Here is a 14,228-nt window from a genome sequence, read left to right on the forward strand (position 1 = left end):
TCCTATGATGAGGCAGCCATGGAAACCTTTATTGCAAGACAACCCATATTCAATACCCAAAAACAGATTGTGGCCTTTGAGCTGCTTTTCCGCAACGGCATGGACAATGCCATGCCCGAAATGGACGGAGATCAGGCTTCCTATCAGCTCATTGCCAACAGCTTCATGGATATCGGCATTCAGACCCTGACCGAAGGCAAAAGGGCTTTTATTAATTTCACGGAAAATCTGCTGCTGGAAAAAGTCCCCCTGATGCTGCCCCCAAAGGATACTGTGGTGGAAATCTTAGAAACCGTAAGACCTACGCCGGAAGTTATTCAGGCATGCAGGGAAATAGCGGCCAAGGGCTATGTGATGGCTCTGGATGATTTCATCTATACACCGGAATGGAAAGAGCTGACTGACATTGCCCGTATCATCAAAATTGATTTTCTAAATACACCCCTTACAAAAATCAAAGAATGTATGGCAATAGAAACAAAGGTCAAACCCGTTTTTCTTGCGACGAAGGTGGAAACCCATGAGCAGTTTGATACGGCTGTTTCCATGGGATTTATCCTTTTTCAGGGATATTTTTTCAGCAAACCGGAAATTATCCGGGGCCGTCAGATTCAGGGGCAATACCTCAACCTCCTTCAGATCACTGCGGAAAGTGCCATGCCGGATATGGATTTAGACCGCATGGAAGACCTGATTCACAGGGATGTGGGCATTGCCTATGACCTTTTACGCTATATCAATTCTGCCTATTTCAAGTGCAGAAACGAAATATCGTCCATCCGAGACGCCCTTATGATGCTGGGAACCGATGAAGTCCGCCGTTTTATCGCCATCCTTACCCTTACTAAAATATGCAGCAACAAGCCCGAGGCCTTGATGAAGGCCTCCTGCATCAGGGGAAGGTTCTGTGAGCGCATGGGAGCGGCAACGGAAACCCCCGGACTTTCCAGCCAGCTTTTCACCCTTGGCATGTTTTCCCTGCTTGATGCCCTCCTTGATGAATCCATGGAAAAAATCCTTGGCGAGATCTCCCTTTCAAAGGATATTGAAAAGGCCCTTTTGGAAAAAACAGGACCCCTTTATCCCTTTCTCAGTCTGGCCGAGGCCTATGAGAAGGGTGAGTGGGATCAGGTTCCCAAGGCCCTTGCCGCCATAAAGCTTCCGGAAACCATTATTCCGGGGCTTTATCTGGAAGCCTGTGAGTGGAGCAGGAATCTGACCTCAGCTTAAAAATTTCAGGGGAGGATAAGTCTCTGTTTTTTAATGGCCTGTGTAAACTGCCTGAAATCCCTTCTTCCTGATTGGCTTTTCTTGCAACGGACTCATTGATCATACGCATGAACCATGTAACATCATAGAGGCGGTTTTGGTAGAAGCCAGCAAGCTCTGCCAACTGATGCTGATCCGAATGGCTCAGATCTCCGGCTTCCGCAAGGTAACGTCTTACCACATCCGGGCCTTTAAAAAGCTGAACCCAGCGGGTGAAAACCTTATGTTCTGATCCGGCAAGGACACGGTCTTTATCCACACGCAGAATTATATGGTTGCATATGGTTGCATATGGTTGCCTCCATGGCTAAAGCTAGGTGCTTTACGGTTGTAATTTTTGATATTTAAAAAATTCGTCTTGATTTTTTGACTTGATTGGATAGTATCTACCTTACTTATAAATTTGTGGGGTAGATACTGTCCATGTCCAGAAAGAAAAATCGGGCCAGAGCCCAGGATAAAGCTAAAGAATTTATTCGCCAGAGTGGTGGGGTTATAAAAACATCCGATGCGCTTTTGGCCGGAATTCATCCCAGAGTATTTTATCAGCTCCGTGATGCCGGAGACCTTGAGCAGATCTCAAGGGGAGTTTATCGGCTAACGGAGATGGAAGCCGTATCGAATCCCGATTTTGTCATTGTTGCTATGAGAATTCCCAATTGTGTTATCAGCCTTGTTTCGGCACTGTCTTTTCACGAAATAACGACTCAGATCCCCCATGAAGTTTCTGTCGCAATACGAAAGGACAGTAAAGCTCCGATAATTGATTATCCTCCCGTAAAATTTCATAAATTCTCCAGCGATTCCTTTCAGGCCGGAATAGAGGAACACCAGATTGACGGCATCTTTGTGAAGGTTTACAGCCCGGAAAAAACACTGGCAGACTGCTTTAAGTTCCGCAATAAAATTGGAATGGATATCGTGCTTGAGGCTCTGAAGCTTTATAAAACCAGAATGACGTTTGACCATAAAAAAATTATGGAGTATGCCAAAATTTGCAGGGTGGATAGGGTCATGCTCCCCTATCTTGAGGCAAGCATATGAAATCTTATCAAAATATCTCTGCTTCAGTAAGACAGCGCCTCCTTAACCGGTCGAAAGCAGACAATCGCTCATTTAATGAACTGCTCCAGTATTATGCTATGGAGCGTTTCCTGTATCGTCTGTCCCTATCATGCCACTCACAGGATTACATCCTGAAAGGGGCTCTTATGCTCAGGGCATGGAATGCTCCGGAGTTCAGGCCGACCATGGACATTGATATGCTTGGAAGAACCTGGAACCAAGAGAAAAATATCATCTCTCAGATCCGTAACATTCTTGCTGTGACGGTTGATCCTGACGGTCTGAGTTTTGATCCGGAATCAATTCTGGCTGAAAAAATAACCGAAGATGCTGATTATGAAGGAGTTCGGGTAAGATTTCGTGGTTTTTTGGGAACCGCCAGAATCACGATACAAATGGATATTGGTTTTGGAGATATCGTCTATCCGGAACCTGAGAGGGCAGAGCTTCCATGTATGCTGGATTTCCCTGCCCCATCCTTACTTTGTTACAGCCGGGAGAGTGCCATTGCTGAAAAGTTTGAGGCAATGATCAAGCTTGGGCACTTGAACAGCCGTATGAAAGATTTTTATGATATCTGGCTTTTGTCCCGTCAGTTTCAATTTGAACTCAGCAATCTTGCAGAGGCTGTAAAGCTTACGTTCGGACAGCGCAGGACGGAATTAAGACATCCTATAGAAGCTTTTTCTGCGCATTTTGGCTTATCACGGCAAACCATGTGGACCGCATTTTGTAAAAGATTGAAACAGGATCACGTGCCTGCATCTTTTCAGGGCATAACGGCAGCAGTGGAATCGTTTTTAGATCCGGTCATTAAAGGTGTTTCGGACGACATTGTCTGGAAACCGGCAGGTCCTTGGTCATAATTGCTTTTGCCAAATAGCTTGCCATAAGTGGTCTTTTTTTTTCGGAAGGAAAGACACGACACCTCTGTGCAGAACTACGTGAGGAAACAACAAAGTGGGTGTCCTATGGTCGTAGAGACAGGCTCTTTTTAAAGTGCTTGGGAGTGGGTACCAAATAGTGTACGCTTTATCCGACTTTCAGGAATGTAAAGAACAAAGTGGGTGTCCTGTGGTTGTGTGGTTGTTGACGAGGCTTCAAAAAGATATCTTCAAGGCGTTTGAAGTCAAAGAGCCTGAGTAGGTATAAGAAAAGCCGGGATTTCAGGTCCTATGTGTGGTGATGGTGCTTCATTGGTGTCCTATGGTGCTTCATTGCCCAACAGTAATCTATGAAGAGCGTCAGGCATCAATTCCATAAGTTCTTCAGAAAAAATTTCAAAAAAATTTGTTAGATGGCATATATTGTCCATTGTAATTGGAAGGTTATGCGTTTGAGCATGTATTTTTAATAGCACAAATTGTCGATTTGACCGAAACAGTTGTTTAGCGAGTTCTTGTTTCGTATTGAGCAAATTGATTAGCTCTTCAGAAAGGTGGGATCCTTGAAAATTAAGGCGAAATTTATTTCTTAGCATTGATTCCCATTGTTTAAGTTTGTAGTGCTGCCAAGCTAAACTTTCGAATATTTTTACCATTGTCCATTCAGAGGTTTCTAATGATGCAAGGACCCCGTTTAGCATTCGACTTAAATTGTCAAACGATTCCCAGTCGTTTTTGCATTTATATCGTAGATCATGTTCAACCTCATGCCATCCTTCTGATAATATAGTTCTAACTTGAACTTCAAATGTATTGTCGATGCAGTCAGTATTATAATAATTAGAAAGTGAAGTATCGTACTCAGTTGGGATAGAAAAAACCATGTTTAGTCGGGAAGGCCCAAAACTAAATACATCTGGTGCATCTTTCACAATTTCGATATTATTGAAATGTGATTTTAAAAGTGTAACAACTAAATCAACGTCATCAGGGAAATATAGTGCTATTCTAATTCCGATAACATCTTGAATTAATTTTTTACCCTTTGAATATTTCCCTGGGTTTCGACTGATTTTATCCGCTACAGATTTATTTTGTTTGGACCGATAAAATACACGAAAAAGTAAACCAACTCCGTATAGAATGGATTCAATCTCTTGAGCTATTGATTTTGCAATTGATGATGTAGAATATAAATTCATAGTATTCACTCATTGGTTAAAATTGTTTTAATTTCATCATAGTTTTCTTTAATATTGAGTATGTATGAATTGTCTTTTTGTGGCAGCAACAACTCACGCTGAACAAGTTCTTCAATCGCTTTTGATATTAATCGATGTTTATTGGGGGGGGTTCCTTTGTAAAGGGTTGAAGTGCGTTTTCGAAGTGTCGCATTAGGTCTTCCGGGAGGCCAAAATCTTTCTAAGATATCTTTCGACAGGTCTAAATCATGGATGTAATCCCGATTTTCATGAGCGTTCAATTCTTTAAATAGTTCTTCAAGAGATGTAGATGAATTAAACAGACAACCTCTTTCCCAAAATTTCGCATTGGCATCAATGGTAACAACATTGGAACAGTTGCGGAATATACATTCACAGAAACCGATATCATTTGAAAAAAAATTTAATTCAAATATACAAGATGAAAATATGCATTTACTAAATGTACAGTTGGAAAAATGACTATCTTTAGCAAAAGAGATATTCTCAAATTTAACTTCTTCAAAGGTTGCGTTTTCGAATAAACCGTTAGGACGGCCTAATAAATTTAAATCTACAATTAAACGTAATTGTGGTTCACCTGCTAACCGCACAAGTTCAAGCATATCCCACAATTTTTTTCGTTTAGTTTTAGACTGAGCCGAAAATGCGGTTACAATTCTATCAATTTGTCCGTCGGAGCCAGCATAGTCGCTACCTTCACTTATGAGTTCCCCTTGTAAAGTTCCAAGTATGAAATCATTTATAAACCCAATGAGATTTTTTATAGGTACTCTATCGAGAAGAGCATGTACCAGCAATTTATCGATTACTTCATCTATGTTTACTTTTTCTGAACCGATATATAAGTCACATGCTTTATTTATAATTTTAACATTGTTGATATCATTATAAATTGTTGATCGTATTGAATCAGGAGTATCCATTGTTATATCTTGCTTAAGTAAGGATGATGCAATGCTTTTCAATATCAAAATTTGATCTTCAGGTTCAATGCGAAGGTCTTGACGTTTTTTTTCTCTTAATAGCATGGCTTTAAAATAAAAATTAACTATTTCGTCAGGATTAGAACAAATATTATTAAAATATTCTTCCGATTGTTTCTCGAGAAAACTTAAAAGTACAGGATTTGATAATTGTTCAATAGGCACTCCAGAATTTTGTAATTTTTTCTTTTTCCTTTTTCCTAGCCAATCGTCTATTCGAGGAGTTTGCAAAATTATACGATGAACGGAGCAACCTTTTGCTTCTAATCTCTCAACCCATTCTTCAAAATTTTGGCTTGTAAATACTGCCGTTCTTCTTGTAGTTACTAGGATTTTAGCTTGATTTTGAAGTAGACTCGCTATTGTGTCAAGCATTGGCTCGGAATCGAGAAAGTCATCATCAATATCAGAATCTTTGGATTTTTTAGTAAGAAGCTCATCAAAACCATCAACAATTAAAGGGATTCTTCCATGGCGGATTTCATCAGTTACTGCAATTGAGGGTAATGTGAAGTTTCTATCAATTTCGTCAAGGAGTACATACCTAAATATTCTTGCGCCACGGTTACGCGAAAGTTCTGTAAAAATTGGTATCACATCATTTTTGTGTGTAAGTATCCATGAAAGAATTTCCACCGCTGTGCAAGTTTTACCGAAACCAGCAGCGGCCTCAAGAAAAACAATATGAGGGCCATCTTCTGAAAAAACAGACGCAATAGTTTCAATGATTTCTTTTTCACCAATTTTAGATATTGAAGATGATTCCACCTCAAATGGAGCAGGAACATAAGAGTAGTCAAAACCAAGATATTTTGTTTGGTTTGTCTTGAATTTTCTACATAAATTCAATAGCCTATTTCTTGATGGTAAAATTTGAAAAAAAACATCAAATAAAGTTTGATGTGCATCAGCATCGCGTGAATATTTTTGAACTCTTGTTGAATAACCTATAGATTGTAGCTCATGCTCTATTCGTTGGATGTTTGCATTTGAAATAAGTGGAACAATTTCAGCATTGTAAAAATGGCCTTGCTGTATTGTATAGACTCTAACATCTGAATACTTTGTTTTGAAAACTGTAAAGCCATATTTTAAGTATGCATTATCTAAAATCTTTGTCCGAATATGGAAACTCATAAATAATCTCCGGTGGAAGATTAATAATTAAAATTTTAAACATGTTCGTTTCAAACTAAAATGCGATGTATACATTGAGACCGAACGTGGAGGTCACCGGCGCTGAGCGACTTTATCGCACAGCATCCGGTGGGCCGCAGGGTTAGGGTTACGAAGGTTGTCAATATACCTTATTAAATTTGGTGTTTCATTTTAAACATGGATTTTGAACGGCATAGGCGGTTTATCGGTGTTTTTCAACTGCTTAGGTTTGAATTGCCAAAATGTTGGGATGAGTTATCAAGTATCTCCGCTTTGTTCACCTTGAACAGCACGTTATTTGTGCTCAGCTCCCAGAGACAATTGAAATGTTGTTCTAACGCCTGTTGAAGTCGGCTGTCCTCAACAACAAATGCGGGAGACAGCGTTCCTCGCTTGTGACTGAGATATGTTCCCATGACTGATAATTGATAGCCTCCATAGTAGAAAAGAGTTGAGTATGCCTCATTAAACATACGAACTTCAAAGGTGCCTCGTGCCTGCTTTGCCACGGCGGATATGCCCTTGTACGTCTGTTTGATCGACCCCTGAGCCGCCGCCTGAAGAGAAAGTGACAGATCTGGGCTTCCAAAGTCCTTTGAGAGATTTTGATAACACGGGAGTATGGGCGATTTTGGATGCAATACGAGTACTCGAACATCGCAGCCCCCCATGACCTTTTCCGCTAACACATGGTTTCCAGGTGCATCTGTAAAAAAGGATTTCTGTGTTATTCCTATAAGATCTATTCTGGAAGACTTTGGGGCAGCACGAACGTCGTCTGTGATTTGCTGGTCAAAGGATTTTCGTTGAAGTGAGAAGTCCCTTACACCAAGTGCGCGTCTATGCTGTAGGAGTAGCTCTTCAATGTCGCTAATTGTCTGTTTTCTTAGGGCAACATCTACAACCAAAATCACGAACGTTGCCACTAGTAGGGATAGTCCGATGTTTCCTGCCACCTCCTTGACTACGCGACCTGCGCTGCCAAGCGAGTTGAAATCGAAATAGCTATCGAAAACGACAATTGCGCATCCAGACAGGAATAGATACAGCGCCCATTTCAGAAGATGCGAGGTGGAATCTGCAAATATTGTCGAAAACTTCATTGGCTTTTACCTAGATAGTAGGCTCCGAAAGCAAAATTTGAACGGAACCGCTTAATCATATTTCGATGGGTAACGAGGGATGTGGTTTCTTCGATAGACGCGCAAACCTCACTTGCCATTTCGGTAATGCGAGTAATGAACCGGGGTTCTCGTGAGCTTCTGTATGGATAGTAGTCAGTTAAGAGAATGTTAAAACCGCAGCTACCAAGTAACTCGGCGTACTGTGTCGGCCTCCACCAAATTCTGTGAGTGGGATCGTTGTCGTCGTCAATACTGTATGGTGATAAATCACGAGCAATAAGCTTCCGCCAAACGCGAACCACAGATGTGGCAAATGTTCGTACTGGTACATGAGCCAACAAGATCCCATTGGGCTTCAATACTCTGCGAACTTCGTGTGTTAAGCAATGTTCAAGTTCGTTACGGTCGAAGTGTTCGAGTAAGCCGACGCAAACGACAACATCAAATGAATGTACTCGAAATGGCAGGTAACGAGCATCTCCTTCAACAAGTCCGATGAGTGATTGGTGGGATTTGTCGGTCTTCACACTTAGCATCTCGCGATTAATATCGACACCAACTACCTTGATGTTTTTCGCAAGAAGGGAGCGCAGCAAGTGGCCAGGCCCGCAAGCGAGTTCTAGAACTCTGGGTACGCCAGAGCAATTCGCTTGAATCAAGTTCGCAAAGTGCTCTTCTCTCGCAAAGGTTCTAAACTTGATATTGCCATAGTAGGTTTTCCAGTGTGCTAGGGCTAGGTGCCCCCGCAAGTTCGATGGAGACATTCCATCTTCAACTGGTGTCATATTGGCTTCGTGAGCAGAGCGTGACTCCATATGCATAATCTGTGTATCCTAACATATTATTGTGTGAATCCGTATACTCACCAATCTTTTAACAAAGACCCGACAAAAAAGCCACAAAAAAAAAACACTTTCCTAGCCGTATAATTCCGCATGTATCATGCTGGACAGAAAACTATCTATTTCAGATTCCCATCCCCTGTAAAAACCCCCATCAAAAAACAGCTCCCACATCAACTGAAAAAACATTCAATTTTCATAGTCCACCCCACCCATTAAGGCAAGCTTTTTCCTGACCCATTCTTCAGCCCCACCAGCCCACCCAAACACCCTAAACAACCAAGTCCTTGCAAAAAAACTTGATTCTCACCGTCAAAAATGTTAGCCAAGTCAAAATCTTTTACCCTTCTTTGTTTTTGCCCGGGTAAAAGAGCTGAGGCGGATAAGAACGCTAATAATAATGATATGGAGCAAAAGAGGAAAACATGAAAAAATACCTTGTTGTAGCAATGGTTTTTATGCTGGCAGCCATGCTTGGCGTGGGATGCACATCTAAAAGAGCGGTGGACCCTGCCCTTCAGATCCACCCCGATGGCCGGTACAGGGGCGTGTATGGCGATGGCGGTGAGCAGCAGATCAGCATTGAGTTTCATCTGAAAGACGGGCTGCTGACTAAGCTTTCCTTCAGGCATTTGCAGTACAAGGGCAAGGACTACAGGCGCGCGAAAGAGGGCGATGGGGACTGGCCCGTTCTGCGTCAGCATGAGATGGTGCTGGCCTATCTGGAAGGAAAGCCCTTGAGTGCCGTGCTGGATCTATATAGTACCGGGAATGTGGTGGCGGATGTGGATGGATTTTCCGGTGCTACGATCCGGGGCAGCAAAATTATTTCTGCCATACGGGACGGCCTGAACAGGGGCATTTACTAAAAAACAGCAGGAAGAAAACGGTATTTGCTGTTTGAGGAAGTTAGATGGTTTCTGCCATGCAATGATTGGCCTGAATTGCGGGAGGTTTCACCTTTGGGGTGAAGTCTCCCGTTTTTTCTGATCTGTAAAAAAGCGAGGAAGGGCAGGGGGCACCCATTATTTGAGATGGATGGCTCCGGAAGAGCTCAGCGTCTGTGAGATTTTTTTTGCATATATCGTTTTAGGCATGGCAATAAAAGTACAGCCTTAAAAACACCTTTCTGAAAGATTAAGTAGCCCATGGCAGAAAAGCCGTTTCAAAAAAATCAAAGCGTTCTGTCGGATCATCCGGAAGAAAAATTTTCGGTTCTGATGCGCAGTTTACCCGGTATGGCCTATCATCGCAGAAAAGATGAATTCTGGACCTTAACCTTTGCCAGTGAAGGAGCCCGCCGTCTTTTCGGGGATCTGGCCTGGGAAAAAATCCGCTCCGGGGTCACCTGCCTTGGGAATATGGTGCATGAGGAAAGCTATCCCCATGTTCTGGAATCTCTGGAAAGGGCGCTGGCCCGGAAGGAGCCTTACCAGCTGGTGTACCGGGTCAACTCCCTTCTGCATTCAGACAGATGGGTGTGGGATCAGGGGGAGGGCGTTTACGATGAAAAAGGGCATCTGCTTGGTGCCGAAGGTTTTGTTACGGATTTTACGGCATTCAAAACCATGGAAAGGGAACTCAGGGAAGAGATTGGCCGTCTGCGTTGCCGGGAAGACAGCCCTGCGCCAGCTCCCGTCATTCCCGGTATCATTGGGCAGACACCGGAAATGATGGCCGTGTTCCGGCTTGTGCAGCAGACCGCATCAAGCGATGCCGCCGTTATTCTCTATGGAGCATCGGGTACGGGCAAGGAGCTTCTGGCCCGGGCCATCCATGATCAGAGCCTGCGCAGCAGGGGGGCTTTTGTTCCGGTGAACTGTGGAGCCATTCCGGAAAACCTCATGGAAAGCGAGTTTTTCGGTTACAGAAAAGGTGCTTTTTCCGGAGCAGACCGGGATCAGCCGGGCATTCTGGATAAGGCCCACGGCGGCACCCTTTTTCTGGATGAAATCGGAGAAATTCCCCTTTCCATGCAGACCCGTCTTCTCCGGGCCATTGAAGGGGGCGGCTTCAGTCCCGTGGGCAGCCGGGAAATCCGTCACCCGGATTTTCGCATCCTTGCGGCCACCAACCGGGATCTGGAAGAATGGGTGCGGCAGGGCAAGATGCGGGAGGATTTTTTTTATCGCATCCATGTGGTGCCCGTTCATATTCCTCGTTTAAAGGAGAGAAAGGCGGACATCCCCCTGCTGGTCAGCCATTTTCTGGAGAGTCTGCCCGGTACACCGCCTCTGGGAGCGGCGGAACTCCATCGTCTCATGGCCCATGACTGGCCCGGCAATGTGCGGGAGCTTTGCAATGTGATCCGGCGTTATGCCCTGCTTCATACTCTGGATCTCCCGGAGCGGGGAAAGGCCTTTGGGATGAAGAAGCCTCCGGCTCTGCCTGCCTGCGGAACCCTGCAGGAGCAGATGGCCCTGATGGAGGCGGCGGTGATTCGGAAAACCCTTGAGGAAACGGGTTTTCACAGAAGTGAGACCGCGCGGATTCTTGGCATAGACCGGAGAAGCCTTTATACCAAAATTCAGCGGCATGGAATTGGGAAGAAAGATTCCCAGTCTGGGATGTATTCATCTCATCTTGAATAAGTATATGGATTAAAACAATTTTTTGTTTTTGTTTAAAGAAGGTGGGTAGTATTCTTCCCCTTCAGGCCATTCCATTTTTCAAAAAGAAAAATGGTGCGGCCTTATTTTTTAGGCACCTGCAATATGTTTCGTTTCTGGCACGCACCCTGCACTACAGCCCTTCGGAAGTGTGAATTTAACGGATGAACGAAGGAGAAGGGTATGATGAGCGGAGCAAGGATGCCGGATGTGATTCTGATAGGGGATAAGCTTTCGGATGTGGCCCGGCATCTGGGTATTCTGGGCCGGGGCATGGTGACATCCCAGATTCCCCAGATTGAAAGAATATTCCCCGGCATTCCCCAGCTGGAATGTACCCGGTGCATCATGGGGGATAAGCGAAGGGTGCTGCATACCGCAGCCAAACGCATGGGCGTGAACTGGATTGTGCTGGAAAAGGACGGCCCGGATGTGGCGGGCTGGTCTGGCATGAATCCCGCCTCCATGGAGGAAGAGCTCCGGCAGGAGGGCTATCGGGTGGATGTGGTGGATTTTACGGAGGGGCTTGAAAAGGCCGTGATGGATGCGGGGAGAATTTTTGAAAGGGAAAAGGAAGCGGCCAGACTGATTAAGGGATACGGGGAGAAAATGGCTGGGCTTTCGGAAACCATGCCCCGGAACCTTGGGCTGAAGGTGGCGGTTTTCCTTGGCATGGTCCATCCGGAAACGGGCCAGCATTATCTGGTTGCCGAAGGCCCGGACACCTTCTGCTGTCAGCATCTTCTCCGGCCCATGGGCTGTGAGGAGGTGGGAGGATCCCTTGTGTCCGGTGAGGGGCCGGAAGTCCTGCAGAGCCTTCTTGCCCTGAAAGACGTGCGGCCGGATGTGCTGGTGTTCACGGGTGATGCCCAGGTGGGGCTGGGGCTTCTCCATGGGGAAGTGGCCGGAGACAGGGCGCTGCTGGAGGTTCCTGCCCTGCGGGATCTTGCCCTCTTTGCCCTTCCCCATGTGAGCGGCGGCGAACCCATGGATTATCCTGCCCGGATGCAGCAGTGGATCATGGCCTTTTCACCCTTTAAAGATCGGTAAGGAGTACGGGATGTTTTGTAAAAAATGGGCGGTATGGATGATAACACTGGCTTTTCTGCCTCCCTTTGCCATGGCGGACGGGCCGAAGGATCTGGAAATGGACGGGGTGGTGGTCACGGCCACCCGCACGGAAAGTGATCTTCTGCGGCTTCCTGCTTCGGCGGATCGTCTGGAGGGGGATGCCCTCAAGGACAGGGGAGCAGGGGATATCACGGATATTCTTTCCACCCTGCCCGGTGTGGACATTTCAGGGGGAACGGGACACAGCCGTCAGCCTGCCCTGCGGGGTCTTCCCGAAAGCCAGACCATCATTAAAATAGACGGGGCAAGGGAAAATTATGTGCAGAAGGCAGGGGATGCCCAGACCACCATTCTGCTGGACCCGGATCTTCTCAAGGCCGTGGAAGTGGTGAGGGGACCGGCTTCCACCCTGCACGGCGGAGGCGGTATCGGTGGTGTTATTGCCTTTACCACCAAAGATGCGGCAGATCTGCTGCGGCCGGGTCAGTCCTTTGGTGCTTCTCTGCGTGCGGGGGCCTCCACGGCGGACAGCAGCCGGGACGGGAGTCTCATGGCCTATGGCAGAAGCGGAGATGCGGATCTTCTGGCTTTTTCCTCATACAGGGATTACGGCTCCTATACGTCCAGTGATCCGGACAGGGCCAAGACCCGTCTTTCCGGAGACAGGCGGCAGCACCTGATGAAGGCTTCCTGGATTCCCGATGAAGGCAGGCGGGTGAGTTTCAGCGCATCCCGCTATGAGCAGGCCTACAAATATCCGGATGAGGGCAGCTGGTACGAGAGTGAGCAGAACCGCTTTCTTGCCGCACTGGAGCTGGATCCCGGCAGCCAGTGGGTGGATGCTCGCATGACCCTCATGCATTCCGAACGGAAAGAAGATCAGTTTAATAATGTCAGAAATGGCCTGAAATTCACCTCTTCCGGTGTGGATGTGCAAAATGCCATGCGTTTTGTGGCAGGCCCCACACGCCACCGTGTGGTAGTGGGCGGGGATTTCTATAAGGATGAATACAGGCCGGAAACGGACAGCTGGACCGATCCTCCCGGAGAAGGCAGGGACGGCGGGCTTTTCATTCAGGATGAGATGGCGCTGGCGGACGGAAAGATTCTTATCATCTCCGGTCTTCGCTATACCTGGTTTGACCGCAGCGGCAAACGATCCGATGCCGGTGACGGCAGTGACTCCCGCCTGAACCCACGGGTTTCCCTAAGCTGGAATCCTCTGGAGAGCCTTGGGTTTTATGCCAGCTATGCCGAGGCCTTCCGTCCGCCTCTGGTGAGCGAGATGTACACGGAGCTGGATTTTATGAATCCTCCCGTACACATTCAGGTGCTGGCCAACCCGGATCTGAAGCCGGAAACGGCCAAAACGCGGGAGCTTGGCATGCATGTGAGCCGCAACGGGCTTTTTAGCCACAGGGATGCCCTTCGGTTCAAGGCCGTCTGGTTCACCGAGGACATTGAGGATCTGATCAGTATCAAAACCCTGAAAGATCTGGACCCTCCCCATTCCTTTGAGCGCATTGTGCAGACCGTGAATGTTGAATCCGCCAAACGTCAGGGCTATGAGATGGCAGCCACTTACGGCATCGGGGATTTTGGCATGCTCTTCACCTATGCGAAGGTCGATAACCGGGAGTCTTCGGACAAAGACAGCTGGGCCGGGGCAACTCCCGGAGTGTTCCAGAGCCGAATCCATTACCATTTTGTGGAAACGGGTCTGCGCCTTGGCTGGCATGGCCGTTTTGTGGAGTCCTTCAAGGCCGAAGGCAAAACCTGGGAGTCCCACAAGATCCACGGACTCTTTGCCCGTTGGGAAGGCCGGAGCGGTTCCCTTGATGGTCTTTCCGCAGGGATCTTTGTGGACAACCTGCTGGACGAAAGCTACCGGGCCTATCATTTCAAGGATTCCGGTGCGGGCATTGGACGGAACCTGAGGGTGTCTTTGGGGTATCGCTTCTGATCTTTGCGATTAGCGGGCCATCCCCTTCTCCTGT

The 14,228-nt window shown here is 46.4% G+C and carries 11 protein-coding genes; 7 read left to right on the plus strand and 4 right to left on the minus strand.

The genetic code is table 11. From position 1 onward, the window contains the following. Positions 1–18: 18 nt before the first annotated feature. The 3 genes from FIM25_RS10400 to FIM25_RS10415 all read left to right on the plus strand — a co-directional run bounded on the left by FIM25_RS10400 (position 19) and on the right by FIM25_RS10415 (position 3,200). Positions 19–1,230: an EAL and HDOD domain-containing protein gene (locus FIM25_RS10400; protein WP_139448987.1), complete on the plus strand. Its 1,212-nt coding sequence runs from the start codon at positions 19–21 to the stop codon at positions 1,228–1,230. A gap of 462 nt (positions 1,231–1,692) precedes the next feature. Further along, a complete protein-coding gene (locus FIM25_RS10410; protein WP_139448991.1) occupies positions 1,693–2,313 on the plus strand; it encodes a type IV toxin-antitoxin system AbiEi family antitoxin domain-containing protein in 621 nt (206 codons plus the stop codon). After that, a complete protein-coding gene (locus tag FIM25_RS10415) occupies positions 2,310–3,200 on the plus strand; it encodes a nucleotidyl transferase AbiEii/AbiGii toxin family protein (protein ID WP_139448993.1) in 891 nt (296 codons plus the stop codon). Before FIM25_RS10410 ends, FIM25_RS10415 begins: the two co-directional genes overlap by 4 nt. Positions 3,201–3,538: 338 nt before the next feature. On the opposite strand, the gene FIM25_RS10420 is transcribed toward FIM25_RS10415, so the two are convergent. From FIM25_RS10420 to FIM25_RS10435, 4 genes are all read right to left on the minus strand, one after another. Next, the gene (locus FIM25_RS10420; protein ID WP_139448994.1) at positions 3,539–4,420 is read right to left on the minus strand and encodes a nucleotidyltransferase family protein; all 882 of its coding nucleotides are present in this window, start codon (positions 4,418–4,420) and stop codon (positions 3,539–3,541) included. Between the two features lie 5 nt (positions 4,421–4,425). Next, complete coding sequence (locus FIM25_RS10425; RefSeq protein WP_139448996.1) at positions 4,426–6,564, minus strand: pentapeptide repeat-containing protein; 2,139 nt, start codon at positions 6,562–6,564, stop codon at positions 4,426–4,428. Between the two features lie 236 nt (positions 6,565–6,800). Next, a complete protein-coding gene (locus tag FIM25_RS10430) occupies positions 6,801–7,688 on the minus strand; it encodes a hypothetical protein (RefSeq protein WP_139448998.1) in 888 nt (295 codons plus the stop codon). Next, on the minus strand, positions 7,685–8,494 hold the full coding sequence (locus tag FIM25_RS10435; protein WP_179953301.1) for a class I SAM-dependent methyltransferase: 810 nt from the start codon (positions 8,492–8,494) through the stop codon (positions 7,685–7,687). The genes FIM25_RS10430 and FIM25_RS10435 overlap by 4 nt, the downstream gene beginning before the upstream one ends. 482 nt (positions 8,495–8,976) lie before the next feature. On the opposite strand from FIM25_RS10435, the gene FIM25_RS10440 reads away from it, so the two are divergent. The 4 genes from FIM25_RS10440 to FIM25_RS10455 all read left to right on the plus strand — a co-directional run bounded on the left by FIM25_RS10440 (position 8,977) and on the right by FIM25_RS10455 (position 14,194). Beyond that, entirely contained in the window at positions 8,977–9,420 is a 444-nt protein-coding gene (locus tag FIM25_RS10440) for a hypothetical protein (RefSeq protein ID WP_139449001.1), read from the plus strand. Between the two features lie 279 nt (positions 9,421–9,699). Then, positions 9,700–11,142 carry a sigma-54 interaction domain-containing protein gene (locus FIM25_RS10445; RefSeq protein WP_139449002.1) on the plus strand — a complete coding sequence of 481 codons (1,443 nt, stop codon included), beginning with the start codon at positions 9,700–9,702 and terminating at the stop codon, positions 11,140–11,142. A gap of 201 nt (positions 11,143–11,343) precedes the next feature. Then, a complete protein-coding gene (locus tag FIM25_RS10450) occupies positions 11,344–12,210 on the plus strand; it encodes a substrate-binding domain-containing protein (RefSeq protein ID WP_139449003.1) in 867 nt (288 codons plus the stop codon). 10 nt (positions 12,211–12,220) lie between these two features. After that, positions 12,221–14,194: a TonB-dependent receptor domain-containing protein gene (locus FIM25_RS10455; protein WP_139449005.1), complete on the plus strand. Its 1,974-nt coding sequence runs from the start codon at positions 12,221–12,223 to the stop codon at positions 14,192–14,194. The last annotated feature ends 34 nt before the right edge of the window (positions 14,195–14,228 follow it).

It is taken from the genome of Desulfobotulus mexicanus (assembly GCF_006175995.1).
GTDB classification, from domain to species: Bacteria; Desulfobacterota; Desulfobacteria; order Desulfobacterales; family ASO4-4; genus Desulfobotulus; species Desulfobotulus mexicanus.